Raw genomic sequence first — 23,376 nt, forward strand, 5'->3', positions numbered from 1 at the left:
ACCCATGGCAACGCTTGAAATCCACGACCTGCACGTCTCCGTCGAGGCGGAGAACGGCCCCCGCGAGATCCTCAAGGGCGTCGACCTGACCATCAAGCAGGGCGAGACCCACGCCGTCATGGGCCCCAACGGCTCCGGCAAGTCGACCCTGGCCTACTCCCTCGCCGGTCACCCGAAGTACTCGATCACCGGCGGCACCGTCACCCTCGACGGTGAGGACGTCCTGGAGATGTCGGTCGACGAGCGCGCCCGTGCCGGCGTCTTCCTCGCCATGCAGTACCCGGTCGAGGTCCCCGGTGTCTCGGTCTCCAACTTCCTGCGCACCTCCGCCACCGCCGTCCGCGGCGAGGCGCCCAAGCTGCGCACCTGGGTGAAGGAGGTCAAGTCCGCGATGGAGCAGCTCCAGATGGACCCGGCCTTCGCCGAGCGCAACGTCAACGAGGGCTTCTCCGGCGGTGAGAAGAAGCGCCACGAGATCCTCCAGCTGGAGCTCCTCAAGCCGAAGATCGCGATCCTCGACGAGACCGACTCCGGCCTCGACGTCGACGCCCTGCGCGTCGTCTCCGAGGGCGTCAACCGCGTCCGCGAGGGCGGCGAGGTCGGCACCCTGCTGATCACGCACTACACGCGGATCCTCCGCTACATCAAGCCCGACTTCGTGCACGTCTTCGCGAACGGCCGCATCGTCGAGTCCGGCGGCGCCGAGCTGGCCGACCAGCTGGAGAACGAGGGCTACGACAAGTACGTGAAGGGTGGCGCGTCCGCGTGACTTCTGCCCATCAGGGGCTCTCCGGCCTCCTCGACACCGAGGCGATCCGCAAGGACTTCCCGCTCCTGGATCGCGTGGTCCACGACGGCAAGAAGATCGTGTACCTCGACTCCGCGGCGACCTCGCAGAAGCCGCGGCAGGTCCTCGACGCGCTCACCACGTACTACGAGCGTCACAACGCCAATGTGCACCGTGGCGTCTACACGGTCGCCGAGGAGGCGACGGCGCTGTACGAGGGCGCCCGTGACAAGGTCGCGGCCTTCATCAACGCGCCGAGCCGCGACGAGGTGATCTTCACCAAGAACGCCTCCGAGTCGCTCAACCTCGTGGCCAACATGCTGGGCTGGGCCGACGAGCCCTACCGCGTGGACCACGAGACCGAGATCGCCATCACGGAGATGGAGCACCACTCCAACATCGTGCCGTGGCAGCTGCTCTCGCAGCGCACGGGCGCGAAGCTGAAGTGGTTCGGTCTCACCGACGACGGCCGTCTCGACCTCTCGAACATCGAGGAGGTCATCACCGAGAAGACCAAGATCGTCTCGTTCACGCTGGTCTCGAACCTGCTGGGCACGATCAACCCGGTGGAGACGATCATCCGTCGCGCCCAGGAGGTCGGTGCCCTCGTCTGCATCGACGCCTCCCAGGCGGCCCCGCACATGGTCGTGGACGTGCAGGCGCTCCAGGCCGACTTCGTGGCCTTCACCGGCCACAAGATGTGCGGTCCGACCGGCATCGGCGTGCTGTGGGGACGGCAGGAACTCCTGGAGGACCTGCCCCCGTTCCTCGGCGGCGGCGAGATGATCGAGACCGTGTCGATGCACTCCTCGACGTACGCGCCGGCCCCGCACAAGTTCGAGGCGGGTACGCCCCCGATCGCCCAGGCCGTCGGCCTCGGCGCGGCCGTGGACTACCTGTCGGCGATCGGCATGGAGAACATCGCGCGCCACGAGCACGCGATCACCGAGTACGCCGTCCGGCGCCTCCAGGAGGTCCCGGACCTGCGGATCATCGGCCCCACCACGGCCGAGGACCGCGGCGCGGCGATCTCCTTCACGCTCGGTGACATCCACCCGCACGACGTGGGCCAGGTCCTCGACGAGGAGGGCATCGCGGTCCGGGTCGGCCACCACTGCGCGCGGCCGGTCTGCCTCCGTTACGGAATTCCTGCGACCACGCGAGCGTCGTTCTATCTGTACTCCACGCCGGCCGAGGTCGACGCCCTGGTCGCGGGTCTGGAGCACGTACGGAACTTCTTCGGCTAGGGGATGTCGTGAAGCTGGATTCGATGTACCAGGACGTCATCCTGGACCACTACAAGCACCCGCACGGGCGCGGTCTTCGGGACGGCGACGCGGAGGTGCACCACGTCAACCCGACGTGCGGCGACGAGATCACGCTCCGTGTGAAGTACGACGGCACGCGCATCGAGGACGTGTCGTACGAGGGCCAGGGCTGCTCCATCAGCCAGGCCTCGGCGTCCGTGCTCAACGAGCTGCTCGTCGGCAAGGAGCTGGCCGAGGCGCAGAAGATCCAGGGCACCTTCCTGGAACTGATGCAGTCCAAGGGCCGGCTGGAGCCGGACGACGCGATGGAGGAGATCCTCGAGGACGCCGTCGCGTTCGCGGGGGTCTCCAAGTATCCGGCCCGTGTGAAGTGCGCCCTGCTCAGCTGGATGGCGTGGAAGGACGCGACCGCCCAGGCGCTCGGGGACGACCAGAAGTCTGTGAGGAAGTCGGCATGACCGAGAACGCCGAGGCCACCATGAAGCCGGCCTCCGAGGAAGAAGTCCGTGAGGCGCTGTACGACGTCGTCGACCCCGAGCTGGGCATCGACGTCGTCAACCTGGGCCTGATCTACGGCATCCACATCGACGACTCGAACGTCGCGACGCTGGACATGACCCTGACGTCGGCGGCCTGCCCGCTGACCGATGTGATCGAGGACCAGGCGAAGTCCGCGACGGACGGCATCGTCAACGAACTGAAGATCAACTGGGTCTGGATGCCCCCGTGGGGCCCGGACAAGATCACGGACGACGGCCGCGAGCAGCTGCGCGCGCTCGGGTTCAACGTCTGACCGGTCCGGTCGCGGATGACAGCGAGAACGGCCGTGCCCTTCGGGGCACGGCCGTTCCCGTGTGTCCGGTCGCGCGTCTAGAGGAGCCCCGCCGCGCGGGCCAGGTCCGGGGCCAGGTTCTCCTTGCGGATGCGCTGGTCGACGTAGAGCAGGGCGGTGACCAGCGGCGGGAAGACCGAGACGACCACCTGGCTGACCAGCTGGCCGAGGGCCACGAAGGTGACGACGACCACCAGGGAGGCCACCACGGCGGCGGAGTCGTCGCCCGAGAAGTCGGTGGCCGCCAGCGGGGCCGAGACCAGCAGGGACAGGACCTGCTGGATCAGCATGCCCACGACGGACGCCATGATCCCGGCCGCCAGGAGGCCGCCGAAGACGCGCCACCAGGAGCCGCGGACCAGGTGCGAGGAGCGCCGCATCGAGGCCATCGCGCCCTGCCGCTCCATCACCGCCGCCGCCGGGGCCAGGCTGAACTTCACCCAGATCCAGAAGGCGAACGGGGTGACGAGCAGCGCGGCGACCACCGCGACCAGGGGGACGACCCACAGACCGCTCCCCGGGTCGCCCGAGGAGTCGACCGAGGCCGCGAACAACGTCGCGAACATCCAGAAGAAGGCCACGAGGAAGAGGATCAGCGGGATCAGCAGCGCCAGGCTCGTCAGCAGCACCGTGCCGAAGACGGCCGGCATCCGGGCCCAGGACTGCCGCCAGATCGCGCCGAAGGTCGTCGGCCGGCCGAGGACCGCCTCCTGGACGACGGCCGGACAGGCCGCCGCCACCACGGCGCCGGCACAGACGAACGCGATCATGCCGACCAGCCAGACACAGGCGAAGGCGATCAGCAGCGGCCGGACGTCGTCCCACCGCGGTTCCTGGCCGGAGGGCAGGTCGAACACGGCGGGGAAGCGGTCGTGGACCGCCGCGTACGCGATGCCGAGCGCCGCCCCGACGAACACCAGTGCGCCGAGGTGCGCGACCGAGGCGACCCCGAGGAGTTGCTTCCAGTAGCGGCCCAAGGCCGCGAAGGCGCCGGTCAGGATCGCGCTGAAGCCGAGCGGCGCCAGGGGTATCACGCCGGGCTTGGGCGGCGGGGGCGGAGGTGGGTAGCCGTAGCCGTACGGCGGCCCTGGGGGAAACGTCATGCGGGACACCGTAGCGGTCCCGTTGTGTACGCTCGTACACATGGGTTACGGACTGCTCGCCGGCGCCATCGCCGCGGAGATACTCGCCACCACCTCCATGAAGTACAGCGAGGGCTTCACCAGGCTCTGGCCCTCGGTCGTCACCGGCGCGGGCTACCTCATCGCCTTCGCGCTCCTCGCCCAGGCGCTCAAGACCCTCCAGGTCGGCACCGCGTACGCCATCTGGTCCGGCATCGGCACCGCGGCCGTCGCCACCATCGGCATCCTCTTCCTCGGCGAGACCCTCAACCTCGCCAAGGTCGCCGGGATCGTCCTCATCATCGCGGGGGTCGCCGTCCTCAACCTCGGCGGCGCCCACTGATGGCCCGGCCCCGCCGCCACGACCCCGAACGGCGGGAGCGGATCGTCGACGCCGCCCTCCGGGTCGTCGGACGCTCCGGCCTCTCCGGGCTCAGCCACCGCACGGTGGCCGCGGAGGCCGACGTACCGCTCGGCTCGACCACGTACCACTTCGCCTCCCTCGACGAACTCCTCGTCGCGGCGCTCCGCAAGGCCAACGAGGGCTTCGGGCGGCTGCTCCGCGACAGCCCCGCCCTCGCCGCCCCCGACACCGACCTCGCCGCCGCGCTGGCCCGGCTGCTCGGGGAGTGGATGAGCGGCGACCGCGCCCGGGTGCAGCTGGAGTACGAGCTGTACCTCGCCGCGCTGCGCCGCCCCGCGCTCCGGCCGGTCGCCGCCGAATGGACGCAGACCGTCGTCGCCGTCCTCGCCCACCGCACGGACCCGGTCACCGCGCGCGCCCTGGTCGCCCTGATGGACGGCATCTGCCTCCAGTGCCTGCTGACCGGTACCGCGTACGACGAGGGGTACGGGCGGCTCATGCTGGCGCGGATCCTGGACACCGGGGCCTGAAGGAAGTGCCGAAACCGCCCGTCGGCGGCTCGTCGGAACCGCCGGGGAACTCGACCGACACCTGAGACCGGTTGGCCCGCGCGGGGCCCCGCCGGTTAGGTTTTCCGTCATGACCACTGCTCCTCGCACCACCGGCGCCGTCGCCGCCGGCCTCGCCACCATCGCCGGCGACGGCACCGTTCTCGACACCTGGTTCCCCGCCCCCGAGCTGACCGAGGCGCCCGGCCCCGCCGGCACCGAGCGGCTCACGCCCGACGAGGCCGTCAACGTCCTCGGCGAAGGCGCCGCCAAGGCCCTCGGCGTGGACGCCCGCCGGGGCGTCGAGGTGGTCGCCGTCCGCACCGTCATCGCCTCGCTCGACGAGAAGCCGCTCGACGCCCACGACGCCTACCTGCGGCTGCACCTGCTCAGCCACCGCCTGGTCAGGCCGCACGGCCAGTCCCTCGACGGCGTGTTCGGCCTGCTCGCCAACGTCGCCTGGACCTCGCTCGGTCCGGTCGCCGTCGACGACATCGAGAAGGTGCGGCTCAACGCCCGCGCCGAGGGCCTGCACCTCCAGGTGACCTCGATCGACAAGTTCCCCCGTATGACCGACTACGTCGTCCCCGCCGGGATCCGTGTCGCCGACGCCGACCGGGTCCGCCTCGGCGCCCACCTCGCCGCCGGCACCACCGTCATGCACGAGGGCTTCGTCAACTTCAACGCCGGGACCCTCGGCACCTCCATGGTCGAGGGCCGGATCTCCGCCGGTGTCGTCGTCGGCGACGGCTCCGACATCGGCGGCGGCGCCTCCACCATGGGCACCCTCTCGGGCGGCGGCAACGTCGTCATCGCGATCGGCGAGCGCTGCCTCATCGGCGCCGAGGCGGGCGTCGGCATCGCCCTCGGCGACGAGTGCGTCGTCGAGGCCGGTCTGTACGTCACCGCCGGTACCCGGGTGACGATGCCCGACGGCCAGGTCGTGAAGGCCCGCGAGCTGTCCGGCGCCTCGAACATCCTGTTCCGCCGCAACTCGGTCACCGGCGCCGTCGAGGCCCGCCCGAACAACGCGGTCTGGGGCGGACTGAACGACATCCTGCACAGCCACAACTGACCCACCGGCAGGTCGACGCCTGCCGCGCCGGTCCGTCCGGCCGCTGACCGCCCCGCCCCGTCTCAGACGGCCGGCAGGGCGGTCAGTCGCCTTCCGTGGAGGGCGACCAGCCGCTTCCCCGCGGAGGTGACGTACCACTTCTCCAGCGAGCCCGTGCCGTCGTTGTACGTCCAGCGGTGCTTTCCGTCGCGGGCGTCGAAGGCGAGGACACCGCCCTTGTCGTCCAGCTCCGTCGCCGCGTAGAGGGTCCCGCCGACCTTGGTGAACTGCCAGGGGTACGCCACCTTCAGCAGGTCGTCGTTCCGCCAGAGCGTGGCGCCCTTCGCCGGGTCGACCGCGCGCAGGACATGGCTGGAGTCGGCGGCGTACAGCACCCCGTCCAGGACCGCAGGGTCGTGGAAGCGGGTGAACTCCTCGGACGCGAGCGACCAGCGCTCCCTGCCGTCCGCCAGGGCGAAGGCCCGCAGCCGCTGTCCGTCCGCGACGACCACGAGGTCCGCGTGGACGGCGAACCGGCCGCTGTTGGACCGGCCGACCTTCTTCGTCCAGAGCTGGCGGCCGGTGGCCGTGTCGCGGACCGTCACGTTCTCGCGGTAGTCGGTGTAGACGAGGTGCCGGCCGACGACCGCCGCCGTGATGCCGTACTCCTCCGTGCCCGCGTCGCGCCGCTCCTGCCACACCACCTTCCCGGAGCTGGTGTCGATGGCCGCGATCACGTTGTTCGGGGTGCTGAAGTCCTTCTCCAGGATGCCCGCGAGGACATAGACGTGACGCTCGTCGGCGGCGATCGTACGGGGTTGGGAGAAGCGCTTGCCCAGTCGGCTGCGCCAGGTCTCCCGGCCCGTCGCCGGGTCCAGGCCGACCACGTCCCCGTCGTACTCGGCGCTCGCGAGATACAGCGTCCCGCCGCTCACGAGCAGCTTCGCGCCCGGCACGGCGACGCCCTCGCGCGACCACACCACCTTGCCGGTCACGACGTTCCGGCCGACCAGCGGGTCGCCCGAGACCAGGACCACGTCACCGGCGACGGCGAGCGCGTCCAGGGCGCCCAGCGCGCCGGAGGCGGCCGGTTCCTGCCACAGCGGGCCCGGGGCGGTGCCCCGCGGAGGGGTGGTGAAGGCGTCCCCGCCCGCGCCGGGCGTGGCGCCCTTCCCCGGGGGCGGGGTCGGCGAGGAGGCAGGGTCCTCCACGGGGCCGCAGCCCCACGCGCCCGCGCCCAGGGCCGCCAGCCCGATTCCGGTTCCGGCCAGCCTCAGCAGTCGTCTGCGGGACGGCGCGGGCCCCTCGACACCCTCGGCGCCCGGTGTTCCGGCCACGCGTCCCCCGTGTATCCGCATCCGCCTGATCCCCACTTCCCGTTCCGGTTCACGCCGTCGGGCCGTCATCGGGGCCCGGGGCGCGCCCAGGCTAGCCGCGGACCGGCGCGACACCCGGGGGCGGTACGCAACGGGGACAGCGTCGTGAAACTCCTGTCACACGGCAACCGAAGAGGTGACGCTGCGTTAACAGGTCGGAGCGCAAGGTTCCGAGAAGCAGACGAGGCGAGGAGTCGACATGAGGACGAAGCCCACGGTCGCCGGGGTGCTCACGATGGCGGCGGTCCTGCTGCCGACGGGGACGGCCGCGGCCGACGAGACGCACAGTCACTCGCACAACGGGCCGAACGTCTCCCTGATCTCCACCGGGCAGATCGACGACCCCCTGGAGGACGTCCTGGAGCACGCGGCGATCCTCGGCCGGACCTACACCAGCGACTCCGCCTGATCGAGGCGGGCCGGTGAGTCCGCCGCCCGGCCCCGGCGGACCAGCGCTTCGAGCGCCGCGCGCAGCCCGTCGGCCGTCTCCCGGCCGGCCGGCTGGAGCGGTTCGCGCACCGGCCCGCCGAGCAGCGCCTTGGCCGTCACCGTGCCGGGCAGACCCGAGGCCATCATGAGTTCGGCGAGCGGCAGGAGTGCGGCGTTCAGCCGGGCCGCCTCCGCGGTGTCGCCCGCGTCGAAGGCGTCCAGGACGGCGCGGAGCTGACGGGGTGCCACATTGGCCACCGTGCTGACGTACCCGGCGCCGCCGACCGCGTACAGCGGCAGGTTCAGCTCCTCGCAGCCCGAGTAGTACGCGAGCCCCGTCTCCGCGATCACCCGGGCCGAGCCGAGCAGGTCGTACGCGCAGTCCTTGACCGCCACGATCCGGGGGTGCCCGGCGAGCCGGAGCATCGTCGCCGGTTCGACCCGGGTGCCGGTGCGGCCCGGGATGTCGTAGACCATGACCGGCAGCCCGGTCGCGTCGGCGACCTTCAGGAAGTGCGCCTCGACGGCCGCCTGGGGCGGGCGGCTGTAGTACGGGGTGACCACGAGCAGCCCGTCCGCCCCCGCCTCCTCGGCCTGCCGGCCCAGTTCGGCGGTGTGCCGGGTGTCGGCGGTGCCGACCCCCGCGACGACCGAGGGGCCCGGTCCGACGGCGGTCCGGACGGCGCGGACGAGCGCGGCCTTCTCGGCGTCGGAGGTGGTGGGGGACTCGCCGGTGGTGCCGTTGAGGACCAGACCGTCACAGCCCCCGCCGACGAGCCGGACGGCCAGCTCACCTGCCGCGTCGAGGTCGAGTGCGCCGGCGGGCGTGAACGGGGTGACCATCGCGCACAGGGCGCGGCCGAAAGGGCGTGCAGTGCTCATCCTGGAAGTCTGGGCGCACCGGACGCTGAAGGTCCACTTAGATCTTCTTGGGTCAAGAGATAAGAGGAGCTGAACGGTTCTGGGCTCAGAGGGGCAGCTTGAAGCCGTCGTGGGTGCGGGTGAAGCCCAGGGAGGCGTAGAAGCGGTGGGCGTTCGTCCGTCGCTTGTCGCTCGTCAGCTGGACCAGTGCGCAGCCGCGTTCCCCGGCCCGTGCCACGGCACGCTCCATCAGTTCCCGGCCTAGGCCGTCGCCGCGCCGGTCGGCCCTGATCCGGACCGCCTCGATCAGGGCGCGTTCGGCGCCGCCCTTGCCCAGGCCCGGGACGTACGTGGCCTGGAGGCAGCCGAGGACCAGGCCGTCTTCGTCCGTCAGGACCAGCATCTCGTTGCGCGGATCGGCCGCGATGTCCGCGAAGGCCCGTTCGTAGGCCTCGGTGACGGTGACCGAGGCCGGGTCCACGACCTTGTCCTCGTCGGCCAGGAGGGCGAGGACCGCCGGGAGTTCGTCGCGGGTCGCGGGGCGCAGGGTCAGGTCGCGAAGGATCATGGCGCGAAGTCTCGCACGGGCGCGGCCCTTGACCTCAAGCAAAGTTGAGGATGGACGGTGGAGTCATCCGTACCGCACACCGGACCGAAGGAGACTCCCCATGAACGCCGTCGCGCACCCCGACGCCCGCCCCGACCTGCACCGCCCCGGAGTCGGCGCCGTCCTGGCCAGTACCTGGCGGGTCGGCACCCCCGAGCGCCAGCGCGCCGCCGTCGAGGCGATCCGCGGGGCCTGGGAGAGCCGGGAATGGCCGGACCCGGGGCTGCTCTCGTACACCGTCTACATCGGGACGGACGGCGACACGCTGATGCACTACTCGCAGTGGACCGGCGAGCGGGCGTACGAGGACTTCGTCCGGACCCACCGCGACGAGCGGAACGCCGAGATCGACGCGGCCGTCCCCGGCATCGAGCGGGTGGTGCTCCACCGCTACGCTCCGCCGTACCGCTCCGCCGTCCTCGGCGAGGAGAGCGCCGGGGCGCTGCCCGGGGCCGTCGCGGTCGTCGAGGTCGACTTCGACGGACCGGACGCCGGGCGCCAGGAGGCCTGGGTGGAGGCCGTGTTCACGGCCATGGGCGACGACGCGGGGAAGCGGCCGGCGCGCGGCGGGATCGGCGCGCACTTCCATCTGTCCACCGACGGCACCCGCGTGCTGAACCTCGCCGAGTGGGAGAGCGAGCAGGCCCACATCGAGTGGCAGGCGGAGTACGCCCCGCTGAGCAAGGCGTGGGGGCGGGTGCTCCACCACCCCGGACTCGCCGGCAGCCGGGTGCGGCGGTACACGCCCGGGCTCAGTCTGAGCGCGGGCGTGTGACCGGACGTCCGGCTCAGGGAACTACGGGCGGAAGCGCAGGACCTGCGGGTCGTGGTCGCTGTCCTGGTCGGCGAACTCGGCGTTGATGTGCACGCTGTCGTACTCGAAGTGGTGCACACCCGGGCTGGTCAGGATCTGGTCGAGGACCTGGCTGTTGCCCTGGTAGACGTACGAGTAGCGCTCGCTGCGCGGCAGCGACTTCACGGCCGGGTACAGCGCGCCGCCGTCGGTCAGCGCCTGCGTCGTGCCGGAGAACTCGAAGTCGTTGATGTCACCGACGACGAGGACGTCGGCCTGCTTCTCGACCGCGACGATGTCCTTCACGAAGGCGTTGACCGCCTGCGCCTGCCGCAGGCGCTTCGCCTCGGAGGAACGGTTCGGCGGCTGGTGGTGCGAGACGATCGACTCGTCGCCGCCCTTCGAGCCGAAGTGGTTGGCGATGACGAAGACCGTACGGCCGCGGAAGACGAACTCGCCCGCGAGCGGCTTGCGGCTGCTCTCCCAGGCGGTGTTCGCCGGGTCGACACGGCCGGGGGAGAGGGTCAGGGCGGCGCGGCCCTCGCTGCCCGTCACGGCGGTGCCGGTGGTCGCGTCGCCGCCCGCGCGGTCCGTGAAGGAGACCCGCTCGGGGTTGAAGAGGAAGACCTGACGGATATTGCCGCCGGGCTCGCCGCCGTCCTTGTTGTTCTCCGGGTCGACCGAGCGCCACTCGTACGCCGGGCCGCCGGCCGCCACGATCGCGTCCGTGAACTTCTTCACCGTCAGGTCGGCGGCGACCGTGCCGTCGTTCTTGGCGCCGGTGTTGTCCTGGATCTCCTCCAGGGCGAGGATGTCGGGCGAGGCGAGGTTCTCGACGACCGCCTTCGCGAGCGCGTCGAACTTCTCCTGCGGGTCGCTCGGGTCGAGGTTCTCCACGTTGTACGTGGCCACGGCCAGCTCGTTCTTGTGCTGCTTGTCCGTGGTCTCGCGCTCCAGGCCCGCGTCGACGACCGTGCCCAGGGTGCGGGCGGTCAGCGTGTAGCCGCCGAACTGGTTGAAGTCGAGGGGGCCCTCGGTGGTGCCGGTCAGCCGGTCGCCGACGTTCGCCTTGGGGAAGGGCTGCTGGGCGAGCGGGGTCAGCGACTGGATCTGGAGCCGGCCCGTGTTCTGGGACTCGTACGAGCCGTAGACCGTGCCGCCGCGCAGGTTGCGGTTCTCCCAGGGCTTCACCGTCACCCACAGCTCCGCGTACGCGTCGGTGGCGCCGACGATCCGCGAGGAGTCGACGCGGACGTTGGTGCCCTCCAGGGACTCGTAGTAGTCCAGGGCGTACGTCTCCGGGTCGAGGGGCAGGCCGTTGACCGAGCCGCCGGCGGCCGGGTCGCCCTCGGGGGCGTACGCGTCGGGCACGGACCAGGCGGAGACGGTCACCGGGGCCGGGACCGGGTTGCCCTTCGAGAGCACGGTCACGACCGGCTTCGAGATCTGGGTCAGCGACTGGTTGCCGGAGTTCAGGCCGCCCGGGACGTACTCGGTGACCGTGCCGTTCAGGCTGACCGCGTCGCCGACGGCGACCGTCGGGACGGAGCTGGTGAAGACGAAGACGCCCTCGCTGGTGGCCGGGTTCGCGTCCGCCTCGGGGTCCTGGATCCAGAAGCCGCGCGAGCCGTAGGTACGGACGCCGGTCACGATGCCCGTGACGCCCGTGACCTGCTTGCCGACGAGCGGGGAGACGCGGGTGGTGCCCTGGATGTCGTGGATGCGGACACCGGCCGCGGCGTCGTCGGCGGCGGCGCTCGACGAACCGGCGAGCAGACCGGCGGCGAGGGCGGAGGCGACCACGGCGGAGACCGCGGCGGACCGTGCGAGGGTGCGGCGGGCAGATCCCGGTATGGACGAAGGCATCAGGGGACTCCGAGGGTGCTTGGAGGAAGGGCAGATGAATCTACGCGCGTCAATCTCTTGGCAGAGCGGTGGACTTGTCAAGAGTCGACGAGTGTACGAAGGCTGACGGACGCGTGAACCGCCGGACCCCCTCCCGGATGCGTCTACGCTGAGAGCCGCGCTTCGAGCCTTCTCCGAGCCCCATCACCCTTCACCCACGCACGCGTCGAGGAGACCCCCCAGATGTCAGCGGAGCACCCCACCCTTCCCCCCGTTCGGCTGCGTGCGGACGCGGAGCTGGCGCGGGACGCCCTGGCCGCCCCCCTCCTCGCGCACGCGGTGCGGCTCGCCCGCTGGGCCGGGCCCGACACCCGGGTCGACGCGGGCGGCGAACTCGTCGACGAGCAGCTCCCCGAGGCCGTCGAGCTGCTGGGCCTCACCGAGGACGAGGACGGCGAGCTGTGGGCGGGCGACGCCTGGCGGCTCGCGGTCGACACCGGCCTGGTGGACGTCCAGGACGGCACCGAGGGTGCCGGGGACGATGGCGGCGACACCGCGGGGCGGGCCGCGCCCGGCGAGAACCTCGCGCTCGTCACCGGCGGTTCGCCGCAGGACGTCCTCGCGCTCTGGCTGGACGGCTTCGACGCGGTCTTCGGCGACGCCCTCGCCCCCGTCATCGACGACCTCGACGCGATCGTCGGCGAGGACGGCGAGATCGACATCGAGGCGCTCGACTGGGACCCCGAGGCGGAGGCCGAGTTCCTGGAGGGCGTCCTCGGCAACCTCTACCTCCTGACCGTCAGCGACGCCGGGCCCGGCGACGGCCCCGTACCGCTGCCCGCGCTCGCCGCGTCGATGGTCGTCCCCGACGACATGGGCGAACCCACCGACGACGTCCTCGAGCAGGTCTCCGACGCGATGATGCGCCTCGACGAGCAGTTCCGGCTGCTCGAACCGATCGGCCTCGTCGACTACCAGCCCGTCGACGAGGCCCTGATGGCCGAGGAGGGCGAGGAGCCCGCGCCGCCCGTCGACGACGAGGACGTCACCCGCTACGGCATGGTCCGGCTCACCCCCCTCGGTCTCTACGGCATCCGGGCCCGGATGATGGACGCCGGTCTGGACGCGCCCGCCGTCGGCGACCTCGCGGACAAGGGCGCCGGCGCCCTCCTCGACGGGATCTCCGGCTACCCGGAGGCCGCGGCCCGCGAGGAGACCGCCGCCTGGCTGTCCGGGCGGGACGCGCTCGGCGCCGCCCGGGAGCTGCTGAGCGCCGCGCGCGGCACGGACGCCGGCTCGCCGCTCCGTCGCCTCCACTGCCAGCAGACCCTGTCCCTGGTCGGCCCCGAGGCGGAGCCCGCCGTGCGGGAGGTCCTGGACGACGCGGAACTCGGCGGCCTGGCGCGCGTCTGGCTCGCCGAGCGCGGCGCGGCGGACGTGCCCGCCCCGCCGGAGTCGATGATCTTCTGGCTGGCGATCGACACGATCGCGGCGCAGCTCGACGCGGACGGCGACCTGGAGGAGCTCCAGGAGCTGATCGAGGGCCTGACGGGCCGCCACAGCGGCTTCTTCGAGGCGGCGTGGCGGGTGGAGCACCCGGCGACGGGGGAGGTCCTGGAGGCGATGGGCCGCCTGCACCGGGACAAGACGGTGGCGAAGGAAGCCCGCAAGGCGGCGTTCAAGGCGCGGTCGCGGTCGGGGGGCTGAGGGTAGGGGGGACGGTCGGCCGGGGCTGACGGGCCGGGCCCTTCCGGGCGGCGGACGGTGGTCGGCGTGGCGCCCGGGCCCTCCGGCGTGGCGCCCGGGCCTCCGGCGTGGCGCCCGGGCCCTACCGGCGTGGCGCCCGGGCCCTACCGGCGTGGCGCCCGGGCCCTCCGGCCGCGCCGCGCACGCCCCCGTCCGTCATACCGCGTCGCGGCGCGCCCAGCGGTGTTCCCGTGGTGTTCAGGCGGTGTTCGTGGCGGCACGGGAGGGTGGCCCGCGAGATCCGGCCACCACAGGGAGAACGCCACACCATGCCCCTCAACCGCAGAGAGTTCACCAAGCAGTCCGCCGTCGCCGGTGCGGGGCTCGCCCTCACCGGTGTCGTGGGGGCTCTCGCCACCGCGCCCGAGGCGCTCGCCTCCGACGAGCCCGAGGCGTACGGCTCCGGGCACGACCACGGCCATGGGCACGGCCACGGACACGACCACGGCCTCGGGTACGGCGCGCTCGTCGCCGACCCCGAGGGCATGCTGGCCCTGCCGGCCGGGTTCTCGTACCGCGTCGTCACCCACAGCGGTGTGACCCGCCTGGAGTCCGGCGAGTTCACGCCCTCCAACCACGACGGCACCGCCGCCTTCGACGGCCCGCGCGGCACCACGTACCTGGTCAACAACCACGAGCTCAAGGGCACCCGCGACAAGTGGGAGCACCCCGTCCCGCTGACCGAGGGCCTCGTCTACGACCCCGCCGCGGCCGGTGGCTGCACGGTCGTCGAGGTGCACCGCGACGGCACCGTCGCCGAGTGGGTCGGCCTCGCCGGCACCTCCACCAACTGCGCGGGCGGCCGGACCTCCTGGGGCACCTGGCTGACCGGCGAGGAGACCGAGGACCTGGCCGGCAAGAACGGCATGACCAAGGACCACGGCTACATCTTCGAGGTCGACCCGCGCGACCGCCGCGCCAACCGCGCCCCGAAGCCCGTCAAGGCCTTCGGCCGCTACGCCCACGAGGCCGTCGTCGTCGACCCCAAGCGCGGCCACGCCTACCTCACCGAGGACGCCTCCGGCCCCAACGGGCTGCTCTTCCGCTGGGTGCCGCCGCAGGGCTTCGAGCACGGCCGCGGGAAGCTCCGTACCCTCGCCGACGACGCCGGTGTGCTCCAGGCCTTCAAGTGCATCGACTCCTCCGGGGTCTTCGTGGACGACCTCTCCCGGGCGACCCGGATCGGCACCGTCTACGGCGTCGACTGGGTCGACGTCCCCGACCGCGACGGCCGCACCACCCCCGTCCGCAAGCAGTTCGCGGCCGGCCAGGTCACCCGCGCCCGCAAGCTGGAGGGCATGTGGTGGGCCGACGGCGGCACCTACTTCGTCTCCTCGTACGCCCGTGAGGAGAGCCCCGGCGCCGCGCACGACGGCCAGGTCTGGTTCTACGACCCCAAGCGCCGCACGCTCACCCTCAAGGTGCTGCTCGGTGTGAACGCCGACCCGGACGCGGACGGCGCCTTCGACGGCCCCGACAACATCACCGTCTCCCCGTACGGCGGGCTCGTCATCGCCGAGGACGGCGAGGGCGTCCAGCACCTCTTCGGCGCGACCGACTCGGGCCGCACCTACCCGATCGCCCGCAACGACCTGAACGACAGCGAGTTCACCGGCGTGACCTTCTCGCCCGACGGCGACACGCTGTTCGCCAACATCCAGACCCCGGGCATCATGGTCGCGATCACCGGCCCCTGGCGCCGCCAGCCCCGCCGCTGACCCCTGGTCAGTTCCATGGGCTGACATCTAACATGTCAGCCCATGGACGCACTACGGCCCGTGGGCCGGACCCTGTTGCGTGACCGGGCGTACGAGGCGCTGCGCGAGGCCATCGTGCGCGGCGACCTCGCCCCCGGCGCCCCGCTCAAGGACGCCGACCTCGCCGAACGGCTCGGGCTCTCGCGCGCACCCGTGCGCGAGGCCCTGGTCCGGCTCGGCGACGAGGGGCTCGTCGAGTCCAAGCCGCAGAGCTACACCCGGGTCACCCGGCCGGTCAGCCGGGTCGTCAGGGACGCCGCCTCCGTGGTGCGGGTGATGCACGAACTCGCCGCGAGGACCGGCGTTCCGCTGCTGGGGCCCGAGGGCATCCGGGCCATGCGCGAGGCCAACGAGCGCTTCGCGGAGGCCGTCCGCGCCTCCGACGTGGAGGCCGCCCTCGCCGCCGACGACGCACTGCACCAGGTGCTCGTCGTCGCCAGCGGCAACCACGCCGTCGCCGCCACCATCGCGCGCTACACCCCCCTGATCCGCCGCGTCGAGCGTCGGCTCTTCGGCGACGCCGGAAGCTGCGGCTCGGCCGAGCTGCACGCCCGGCTCATCGGCGCGTGCGAGGCGGGGGACCCGGCGGAGGCGGTACGGGTCACCACGGAGATATGGGCCGCCCTCGAACAGCTCGCGGACGACGCCATCGAGGTCGCCGAGGTCACGGGCATCCCGGCGCCGGGCGGGCGGTCCGCCGAACCCCCCGCGCCGTAGCGCGTCCTGGAACGTCGACCAGCAGCCGTCACTCACCGGGAGCCGCTTTGCCGATCACCGATTTCGAACGCTACCCGCTCCTCTTCGGGCCCTCGCCGGTCCACCCCCTCGAACGGCTCACCCACCACCTCGGCGGCGCCACCCTGTGGGCCAAGCGCGAGGACTGCAACTCCGGTGTCGCGTACGGCGGGAACAAGACCCGCAAGCTGGAGTACCTGGTGGCGGACGCCCTCGCGCAGGGCTGCGACACCCTCGTCTCCATCGGCGGGGTCCAGTCCAACCACACCCGTCAGGTCGCCGCCGTCGCCGCCCGCGCCGGACTCAAGTGCGTCCTGATCCAGGAGAGCTGGGTGGACTGGCCGGACTCCGTCTACGACAAGGTCGGCAACATCCTGATCAGCCGCCTCGCGGGCGCCGACGTACGGCTGGTGAAGGCCGGCTTCGGCATCGGCTTCAAGGAGAGCTGGGAGCAGGCGCTGCGGGAGGTCGAGGAGGGCGGCGGCAAGCCGTACGCGATCCCGGCCGGCGCCTCCGACCACCGGCTCGGCGGCCTCGGCTTCGCGAACTGGGCGTACGAGGTGGCGGAGCAGGAGCGCGAGCTCGGTGTCCTCTTCGACACGATCGTCGTCTGCTCGGTGACCGGCTCCACCCAGGCCGGCATGGTCGCGGGCTTCGCCGCGCTGGCCGAGGAGGGCGGGCCGGCCCGCCGGATCCTCGGGATCGACGCCTCCGCGAAGCCCGGCCCGACGCACGAGCAGATCACCCGGATCGCCCGGGACACCGCCGCCCTGATCGGGGTGGAGCGCCCGGTGACGGCGGCCGACGTCGAGCTGGACGAGCGCTACCACGCCGGGGTGTACGGCCTCCCGGACGAGACGACCCTCGACGCGATGCGGCTGGCCGCCCGCACCGAGGGCATGGTCACCGACCCGGTGTACGAGGGGAAGTCGATGGCGGGTCTGGTCGACCTGGTGGACCGGGGAGAGATCGGCCGGGAGTCGACCGTGCTCTACGCCCACCTCGGCGGCCAGCCCGCCCTCAACGCCTACAGCGCCCTGTTCTCGTAGGGCCGCGGGAACCGGCCGCCCGGGGTGCCCGGGGCGGCCGGTTCCACCGTGTCCGGCCGCTCAGAGCGCCTGGGCGGCCGGCTTCACCATGCCCCGGACGGTCCGGGACTTCACGAACTCGCCCATCGCCGTCATCTCCCACTCGCCGGAGAACTGCTTGATCAGCTTGGCCATCATCACGCCGGTCTGCGGCTCGGCGGTGGTCAGGTCGAAGCGGACCAGCTCCTCGCCCGTCGCCGCGTCGATCAGCCGGCAGTAGGCCTTGGCGACCTCGGTGAACTTCTGGCCGGAGAAGGAGTTGACCGTGAAGACCAGACCGGTGGTGTCGGCCGGCAGCCGGCCGAGGTCGACGACGATCACCTCGTCGTCGCCCGCGCCCTCGCCGGTGAGGTTGTCGCCGGAGTGCTTCACCGAGCCGTTGAGGATGGACAGCTTGCCGAAGTAGCAGCTGTCCTGGTGGTTGCGCTGCGGGCCGTACGCGATGACGGAGGCGTCCAGGTCGATGTCCTTGCCCCGGTACGCGGGCTCCCAGCCGAGGCCCATCTTGACCTGGGAGAGCAGCGGACGGCCGCCCTTGACCAGGGACACCGTCTGGTTCTTCTGGAGGCTGACGCGGCCCTTGTCGAGGTTGATCTTGCCGGTGGAGACGGGGGCGGCCGGGGGAGCGGGCGGCGGCGTGGCGGCGACGATCCGGGGATCGACGGGCGGCACCGCGGGGGCGAGTGGCGGGGCCGGGGGCGCGACCGGGGCGGGCGGGGCGACGGGCGCGGCCGGGGCGACGGGCGCGGCCGGGGCGACGGGCGCGGCCGGGGTGGCGGCGGGCTCCTCGTCCACCGAGACGCCGAAGTCCGTGGCGATGCCGGCCAGCCCGTTCGCATAGCCCTGGCCGACGGCGCGGGCCTTCCACGCGCCGTTGCGCAGATAGATCTCCACGACGACGAGCGCGGTCTCGGTGGAGAGCTGCGGCGGGGTGAAGGTGGCGAGGACGGTGCCGTCGTCGGCGTTGCGCACGGTGGCCGTGGGCTCGATGCCCTGGAAGGTCTGGCCCGCGGCGTCCGGGCTCGCGGTGACGACGATCCTCTCGACGCCGGCCGGGACGGCGCCGGTGTCGACCAGGATCGCGTCGGGGGCGGCGCCGCCCCCGGAGCGGTAGGTGACGCCGGGGCCGGACGGCTGGTTGTAGAAGATGAAGTCGTCGTCCGAGCGCACCTTGCCGTTGGCGCCGAGCAGCAGGCCCGAGACGTCGAGCCGCACCGGGGCGGCGACGTCCACCGCCACGCGTGCGACGGTGAGAGGGATGTTCGAGCCGGGGGTCATAGCGGTCATGCCTGGGGTAACGAGCCGGGCGCCTTTGCCGTTCCCTTACCCTCCGCCGGTTCGGCCACCTTGATTACCGGCCAGCCTCGAACGGCCGCCGGCGGCAGAGGCCGGCTCGGTCACCGGCCGCCCTGGTTGCGCGGGTGGTTCCTCGCCTGCCGCTCGTTTCCGAAGCGGTACGAGCCCGTCCAGCGGGCCATGACCAGCTGGGCGTCGCCCGACCCGACCTCCGCGAGGAACTTCTCGGCGCGCCCGCCGCGCAGGACGCCGGCGGCCCGCCCCAGGTGGGTGAGGACGACGGAGCCGTCCCGGCGCCGCTCGTACGTGAATCCATGAGGTCGTGGCATGCCGGGCATCCTGCCGTTCCCGGTCAGATCCGTCATATGAATATTCTTTCGACCCATGGGTGCAGTGGGGGTGGAGGGGCCGGTGGTACCGGTGGGGGCAGGGGGCGGTGTGGACGCGGCGGACCCGGTGGGTGGGAGCTGTTTCCGGACACGGGACGTGGACGAGGCGCGCGGCGAGCTGGACGCCCGCTACTACGCGAACCGCATGGCCGTCGTCGACCGCGAGCGGCGCCCCTTCGTGGCCCGCTTCGACACCGTCGCGCTCGGTCCGCTGGTGATCGGCGACCTGAGCTGCGGGGCCGATGTGCGGATGACCTTCGGGGAGCTGGGCGCGTACCACCTGAACGCGCCGCTCAGCGGCATGATGGAGATGCGCCAGGGCGGCTCCCCACTCGTCGCGACACCGGGCGAGGCCGTGCTGCTCGACCCGGCCGGTGACACCTTCCTCGACCGCTGGAGCGGGGACTGCCGGACCCTCGCGGTGAAGATCGGGGCCGCCGCCCTGCGCGACCGGCTGGAACAGCTGATCGGCCGGCCGCCCCGGGGCCCGCTGATCCTGGGCCCCGTCCTGGACATCACGCGCGGGCCCGGTCTCAGCTGGGTGCGCTTCGCCCGCCAGGTCGCGGCCGAGGCGCTCGCGGGGGAGGGTCTGGCCCGGCACGAGCTGGTGGCCGCACCCCTCCAGGAGGCGCTGCTCAACGGCCTGCTGCTGGCTGCCGAGCACCCCTGGCGCGAGGCGCTGGCCCACCCGGGGGAGCCGCGGCGCCCGGCCCCGGTCAAACGCGTGATGGACGCGGTGCGGGAGCGCCCCGAGCACCCGTTCACGACCACCGAACTCGCCGTCCTGGCCCGGGTGAGCGTGCGCCGCCTCCAGGAGTCGTTCCGGGAGTACGTGGGGATGTCCCCGATGGCGTACGTCCGTGAGGTCCGCCTCGACCGGGTCCGCGAGGAGCTGCGGGCGGCGGCGCCGGACGGGGTGAGCGTGAGCGAGGTCGCCTGGCGCTGGGGCTTCGCCCATCAGGGGCGGTTCGCGGCCCGCTACCGGGAGAAGTTCGGCGAGTCGCCGTCCTGCACCCTGCGCGCCTCCCGCTGAGCCGGCGTCGGAGCCGGGCCGGAGGTCGGAGCCGGAGCCGGAGCCGGGGGTCGGGGGCACGCGCGCCGGGGGCGCTTCTTTGAGCCAACCCGCCGCGCATTCCGGACAGGTGCCGCGTTCCGCGGCTCGCGATGATCTTCGTCCGGGCCTACGGTGAGCAGGTCCGGTGCGCCAGTCGCACCCGCGACCCGGGCCCCGGCCGGCTCCCCCGTATCAGTCCGGCCGGGTCCTGTGTACTTCGCACCGCCAGGGCCTGTGTGCGGTCACCGCGGTGGTCCGCCGCGGTTCAGTGCGGCCACTGAGGCGGCGTCACACAGAAGTGGCCGCCCAGGTAGAGGTCGTCGGCGCTCCCCTCCGGGGGGAAGCCCTTCTCCGCGACGACCTTCTCCGCGTACGGCTCAGAGTCGTCCTGCGGGTCGAAGCCGAGCGCCCGCGCCGTGGAGAGGTCCCACCACGCGCGCGTGTTGGCGGAGGAGCCGTACACCACCGTGTGGGCCACGTCCTCGGCGGTGAGGGTGGCGTGCAGCAGCCGGGCGCAGTCGGCGGGGCTGAGCCACATCGACAGCATCCGGACCGAGGTGGGCTCCGGGAAGCAGGAGCCGATGCGGATCGAGACGGTCTCGATGCCGTGCAGGTCCCAGTAGAGCTGCGCCAGGTCCTCCCCGAAGCACTTGGAGAGGCCGTAGAAGGTGTCGGGGCGGTGCGGGGTGTCGACCGGGACGAGCGGCTCGCCCTCGCGGGGCCGCCGGGTGAAGCCGACGGCGTGGTTGCTGGAGGCGAGGACCACGCGCCGCACGCCCTCCTCGCGCGCGGCCTCGTACAGGCGGTACGTCCCCGCGATGTTGGCGGCCATGATCTTGTCGAAGGTCGACTCCAGGGAGATGCCCGCGAGATGCACGATCGCGTCGACGCCCCGGACCGCCTCGCGCAGCGCCGCGCGGTCCGCGAGGTCGGCCACGATCGCGTCGGGCGCCCCCGGCACGGGGGCGACGTCCAGGAGGCGGAGCTCGTAGCCGTACGGGGGCAGCAGCTCCCGCATCAGCGTGCCGACGCCCCCGGCGGCGCCGGTGAGCAGGACGGTGCGGGGGACGGACATGGGAACGCATCTCCTCCGTTGAGTGGCATTCACAACCGTGGACACGCTAGGGAGCCGTCCGACGGAGCGTCAAGGGTCGGCCGCGCGACGGGTTCTCTCCTTGACCCCTGTTCCGGGCTGATCTAGCGTGCGTGACGGAATCGTTCAAGAATATGGACGACAGTCATAATTGTGCACAGCGGCTGTGCACGACGGACTTCCCAGGGAGCGCCCGTGACCACTGCCCCGCTCGCCGGCCGGCTCGACGGCCTGCTGTTCTTCCCCGTCACCGCCTTCGCGCCCGACGGCTCCGTCGACCTCGACGTCCTCCGCGCCCATGTACGCGCGGGCGTGGACGCGGGCGCCGCCGCCGTCTTCGCCTGCTGCGGCACCGGAGAGTTCCACGCCCTCACCCCCGAGGAGTTCCGGGACTGCGTCGCCGCCGCCGTGGAGGCGGCCGAGGGCCGCGTCCCCGTCGTCGCCGGCGCCGGATACGGCACCGCGCTCGCGATCCGGTACGCCCGCCTCGCCGAGGAGGCCGGCGCCGACGGACTCCTCGCCATGCCCCCGTACCTCGTCGTCGCCGACCAGGCCGGACTGCTCCGCCACTACACCGAACTCGCCGCCGCCACCTCGCTCGACGTCATCGTCTACCAGCGCGACAACGCGGTCCTCACCCCCGCCACCGCCGTCGCCCTCGCCCGCACCGACGGCGTCATCGGCATCAAGGACGGCCTCGGCGACCTCGGCCTCATGCAGCGGATCGTCAGCGCCGTCCGCGCCGAAGGCCTCGACCTCCTCTACTTCAACGGCCTGCCGACCGCCGAACTCACCGGCGCCGCCTACCGGGGCATCGGTGTCTCCCTCTACTCCTCCGCCGTCTTCTGCTTCGCCCCCGACATCGCCCTCACCTACCACCGCGCCCTCGCCGCCGGCGACGACACCACCGTGAACCTGCTCGTCGACGTCTTCTACCGGCCCCTGGTCGAACTCCGCGACCGGGGCCGGGGATACGCCGTCTCGCTCGTCAAGGCGGCGGTGCGGAGGGGAGGCCTGGAGGTGGGCGAGGTACGGCCGCCGCTGAGCGAACCCGCCCCCGAGCACATCGAGGAACTCGTCCTGCTCGTCGAGCGCGCCCGCGCCCTCCTCAAGGAGGCCGGCGCGTGAGGACCGGAGCCTTCGTCTACCCCTGGGACATCGACGGAGACCCCGAGGCTCCCGGACTCCTCGCAGGCCTCGGCCTCGCGCAGGTCACCCTCGCCGCCGCCTACCACTCCACCCGCGCGCTGACCCCCCGCCACCCGGCCCACCGGGTCGTCACCGCCGAACACGCCGCCGTGCTCTACCCGCCGGACCCGGACCGCTGGGCGGGCCGCCGGCTGCGCCCGTACCCGGCGGGGGAGTGGGCCCCCGGCGACGCCTTCGGGCGGGCCGCCGACGCGCTCACCGGCACGGGCCTGGAGGTGCACAGCTGGGTCGTCCTCGCCCACAACTCCCGCCTCGGCGCCGAGCATCCGGACACCTCCGTCGTCAACGCCTACGGCGACCGCTACCCCTGGGCGCCCTGCGTCGGCCGCCCCGAGGTCCGTGAACTGCTCGTCGGTCTGGCCGCCGAGGCCGCCGTACGGCCCGGCGCGGCCGGCACCGAACTGGAGTCCTGCGGCTGGTACGGCCTCGCTCATCTGCACGCCCACGACAAGACCGGCGGCGTCGCCCTGGGCGAGCGCGAGCAGCTCCTGATGTCGCTCTGCTTCTGCCCCTCCTGCCGGGAGGGGTACGGGGCCGGGGGTGCCGACCCCGAGGAGCTGGCCGCCGCCGTGCGGGCCGCCCTGGCACCCGTATGGGCCGGGACGGGACCCGCGGGCGGACTCGGCGCCCTGGGGGCCCCGGCCCTGGCCTGGCGCGCAGGGACCGCCCGTACCTTCCAGGAGGCCGCGGTGGCCGCCGTACGGGCCGCCGCCCCGCCCGGCTTCCGGGTCCTGCTGCACGCCGACCCCGACCCGTACCGCTGCGGCGCCGACACCGGCACCCACCCGGCACACGTCCTGGGCCTCGCGGACGGGGTGGTCGCCCGGCCGCCCCGGGTCGCGGACTTCGCGGCCCACGCCGGCCCGGACTCCGTCCTCGCCGCGAACCTCTCCGTCGTCACCGGTATGGGCGGAGCCCCGGACCGGCTGGCCGAGGACGCCGACACGGCGCGCGCGGCGGGCGCGACGGAACTACGGCTCTACCACGCCGGTCTGGCGGCGGAGGGAGACCTGTCGGCGGTCCGCACGGCCCTGCGGAAGCTCGGCCGGGGGTGACGGCGCATGCCGGGACGGCCGCCTCCGCGTGGGGGCGGCCACCCGGTCCGAAGATCATTCGCCGGGCGG

At 72.7% G+C, this 23,376-nt stretch carries 24 protein-coding genes; 16 read left to right on the top strand and 8 right to left on the bottom strand.

All coding sequences use genetic code 11. From position 1 onward, the window contains the following. Positions 1-4: 4 nt before the first annotated feature. Genes sufC through ABT154_RS07275 form a run of 4 tightly spaced genes read left to right on the top strand, consistent with a single transcriptional unit; the run spans position 5 to position 2,848 of the window. Positions 5-769 carry a Fe-S cluster assembly ATPase SufC gene (gene sufC / locus ABT154_RS07260; protein WP_351853923.1) on the top strand — a complete coding sequence of 255 codons (765 nt, stop codon included), beginning with the start codon at positions 5-7 and terminating at the stop codon, positions 767-769. Then, complete coding sequence (locus ABT154_RS07265) at positions 766-2,034, top strand: cysteine desulfurase (RefSeq protein ID WP_351853926.1); 1,269 nt, start codon at positions 766-768, stop codon at positions 2,032-2,034. The genes sufC and ABT154_RS07265 overlap by 4 nt, the downstream gene beginning before the upstream one ends. Positions 2,035-2,042: 8 nt before the next feature. Beyond that, entirely contained in the window at positions 2,043-2,513 is a 471-nt protein-coding gene (gene sufU / locus ABT154_RS07270) for a Fe-S cluster assembly sulfur transfer protein SufU (RefSeq protein ID WP_317873212.1), read from the top strand. Continuing rightward, positions 2,510-2,848, top strand: a complete 339-nt coding sequence (locus ABT154_RS07275; protein WP_017238620.1) for a metal-sulfur cluster assembly factor — start codon at positions 2,510-2,512, stop codon at positions 2,846-2,848. Before sufU ends, ABT154_RS07275 begins: the two co-directional genes overlap by 4 nt. 77 nt (positions 2,849-2,925) lie before the next feature. Here ABT154_RS07275 and ABT154_RS07280 read toward each other — a convergent pair whose 3' ends face one another. Further along, positions 2,926-3,990, bottom strand: a complete 1,065-nt coding sequence (locus ABT154_RS07280) for an oxidoreductase (protein ID WP_351853931.1) — start codon at positions 3,988-3,990, stop codon at positions 2,926-2,928. 40 nt (positions 3,991-4,030) lie between these two features. Here ABT154_RS07280 and ABT154_RS07285 point away from each other — a divergent pair, with 40 nt between their 5' ends. From ABT154_RS07285 to dapD, 3 genes are all read left to right on the top strand, one after another. Further along, positions 4,031-4,351 carry a DMT family transporter gene (locus ABT154_RS07285; protein ID WP_351853934.1) on the top strand — a complete coding sequence of 107 codons (321 nt, stop codon included), beginning with the start codon at positions 4,031-4,033 and terminating at the stop codon, positions 4,349-4,351. Then, a complete protein-coding gene (locus tag ABT154_RS07290) occupies positions 4,351-4,902 on the top strand; it encodes a TetR/AcrR family transcriptional regulator (RefSeq protein ID WP_351853937.1) in 552 nt (183 codons plus the stop codon). Before ABT154_RS07285 ends, ABT154_RS07290 begins: the two co-directional genes overlap by 1 nt. 109 nt (positions 4,903-5,011) lie before the next feature. Next, positions 5,012-5,995: a 2,3,4,5-tetrahydropyridine-2,6-dicarboxylate N-succinyltransferase gene (gene dapD / locus ABT154_RS07295; RefSeq protein WP_351853940.1), complete on the top strand. Its 984-nt coding sequence runs from the start codon at positions 5,012-5,014 to the stop codon at positions 5,993-5,995. A gap of 62 nt (positions 5,996-6,057) precedes the next feature. On the opposite strand, the gene ABT154_RS07300 is transcribed toward dapD, so the two are convergent. Beyond that, positions 6,058-7,332, bottom strand: coding sequence for an outer membrane protein assembly factor BamB family protein (locus tag ABT154_RS07300; RefSeq protein ID WP_502969458.1), 1,275 nt, complete (start codon positions 7,330-7,332; stop codon positions 6,058-6,060). A 217-nt stretch (positions 7,333-7,549) separates the two neighbouring features. Here ABT154_RS07300 and ABT154_RS07305 point away from each other — a divergent pair, with 217 nt between their 5' ends. Next, complete coding sequence (locus ABT154_RS07305; RefSeq protein ID WP_351853946.1) at positions 7,550-7,759, top strand: hypothetical protein; 210 nt, start codon at positions 7,550-7,552, stop codon at positions 7,757-7,759. On the opposite strand, the gene dapA is transcribed toward ABT154_RS07305, so the two are convergent. Both dapA and ABT154_RS07315 read right to left on the bottom strand, forming a co-directional pair. After that, entirely contained in the window at positions 7,738-8,661 is a 924-nt protein-coding gene (dapA, locus tag ABT154_RS07310) for a 4-hydroxy-tetrahydrodipicolinate synthase (protein ID WP_351853949.1), read from the bottom strand. The two genes, ABT154_RS07305 and dapA, sit on opposite strands and share 22 nt — an antisense overlap. Positions 8,662-8,746: 85 nt before the next feature. Continuing rightward, positions 8,747-9,208, bottom strand: coding sequence for a GNAT family N-acetyltransferase (locus ABT154_RS07315; RefSeq protein WP_351853952.1), 462 nt, complete (start codon positions 9,206-9,208; stop codon positions 8,747-8,749). A gap of 100 nt (positions 9,209-9,308) precedes the next feature. Here ABT154_RS07315 and ABT154_RS07320 point away from each other — a divergent pair, with 100 nt between their 5' ends. Further along, positions 9,309-10,022: an antibiotic biosynthesis monooxygenase gene (locus tag ABT154_RS07320; RefSeq protein WP_351853955.1), complete on the top strand. Its 714-nt coding sequence runs from the start codon at positions 9,309-9,311 to the stop codon at positions 10,020-10,022. A gap of 21 nt (positions 10,023-10,043) precedes the next feature. Here the strand turns inward: ABT154_RS07320 and ABT154_RS07325 are convergent, their stop codons facing one another. Beyond that, the gene (locus ABT154_RS07325; RefSeq protein ID WP_351853957.1) at positions 10,044-11,906 is read right to left on the bottom strand and encodes a DUF8508 domain-containing protein; all 1,863 of its coding nucleotides are present in this window, start codon (positions 11,904-11,906) and stop codon (positions 10,044-10,046) included. A gap of 222 nt (positions 11,907-12,128) precedes the next feature. On the opposite strand from ABT154_RS07325, the gene ABT154_RS07330 reads away from it, so the two are divergent. The 4 genes from ABT154_RS07330 (at position 12,129) to ABT154_RS07345 (ending at position 17,172) form a co-directional block, all read left to right on the top strand. Continuing rightward, entirely contained in the window at positions 12,129-13,592 is a 1,464-nt protein-coding gene (locus ABT154_RS07330) for a hypothetical protein (RefSeq protein ID WP_351853960.1), read from the top strand. A gap of 308 nt (positions 13,593-13,900) precedes the next feature. Then, complete coding sequence (locus tag ABT154_RS07335) at positions 13,901-15,349, top strand: alkaline phosphatase PhoX (protein WP_351853962.1); 1,449 nt, start codon at positions 13,901-13,903, stop codon at positions 15,347-15,349. A 42-nt stretch (positions 15,350-15,391) separates the two neighbouring features. Then, positions 15,392-16,105, top strand: a complete 714-nt coding sequence (locus ABT154_RS07340; RefSeq protein WP_351853965.1) for a GntR family transcriptional regulator — start codon at positions 15,392-15,394, stop codon at positions 16,103-16,105. A 47-nt stretch (positions 16,106-16,152) separates the two neighbouring features. Then, positions 16,153-17,172, top strand: coding sequence for a 1-aminocyclopropane-1-carboxylate deaminase (locus tag ABT154_RS07345; RefSeq protein ID WP_351853967.1), 1,020 nt, complete (start codon positions 16,153-16,155; stop codon positions 17,170-17,172). A 60-nt stretch (positions 17,173-17,232) separates the two neighbouring features. On the opposite strand, the gene ABT154_RS07350 is transcribed toward ABT154_RS07345, so the two are convergent. Continuing rightward, positions 17,233-18,498, bottom strand: a complete 1,266-nt coding sequence (locus tag ABT154_RS07350) for a TerD family protein (protein ID WP_351853970.1) — start codon at positions 18,496-18,498, stop codon at positions 17,233-17,235. 110 nt (positions 18,499-18,608) lie between these two features. Continuing rightward, positions 18,609-18,836 carry a hypothetical protein gene (locus ABT154_RS07355; RefSeq protein WP_351853971.1) on the bottom strand — a complete coding sequence of 76 codons (228 nt, stop codon included), beginning with the start codon at positions 18,834-18,836 and terminating at the stop codon, positions 18,609-18,611. Between the two features lie 55 nt (positions 18,837-18,891). Here ABT154_RS07355 and ABT154_RS07360 point away from each other — a divergent pair, with 55 nt between their 5' ends. After that, complete coding sequence (locus tag ABT154_RS07360; protein WP_351853973.1) at positions 18,892-19,929, top strand: AraC family transcriptional regulator; 1,038 nt, start codon at positions 18,892-18,894, stop codon at positions 19,927-19,929. A gap of 286 nt (positions 19,930-20,215) precedes the next feature. On the opposite strand, the gene ABT154_RS07365 is transcribed toward ABT154_RS07360, so the two are convergent. Then, a complete protein-coding gene (locus tag ABT154_RS07365; RefSeq protein ID WP_351853975.1) occupies positions 20,216-21,025 on the bottom strand; it encodes an NAD-dependent epimerase/dehydratase family protein in 810 nt (269 codons plus the stop codon). Between the two features lie 213 nt (positions 21,026-21,238). Here ABT154_RS07365 and ABT154_RS07370 point away from each other — a divergent pair, with 213 nt between their 5' ends. Both ABT154_RS07370 and ABT154_RS07375 read left to right on the top strand, forming a co-directional pair. Next, a complete protein-coding gene (locus ABT154_RS07370) occupies positions 21,239-22,171 on the top strand; it encodes a 5-dehydro-4-deoxyglucarate dehydratase (protein WP_351853978.1) in 933 nt (310 codons plus the stop codon). After that, the gene (locus ABT154_RS07375; protein ID WP_351853981.1) at positions 22,168-23,307 is read left to right on the top strand and encodes a hypothetical protein; all 1,140 of its coding nucleotides are present in this window, start codon (positions 22,168-22,170) and stop codon (positions 23,305-23,307) included. Before ABT154_RS07370 ends, ABT154_RS07375 begins: the two co-directional genes overlap by 4 nt. Positions 23,308-23,376 lie beyond the last annotated feature (69 nt).

This window comes from Streptomyces sp. NPDC001728, assembly GCF_040297565.1.
Classification (GTDB): domain Bacteria; phylum Actinomycetota; class Actinomycetes; order Streptomycetales; family Streptomycetaceae; genus Streptomyces.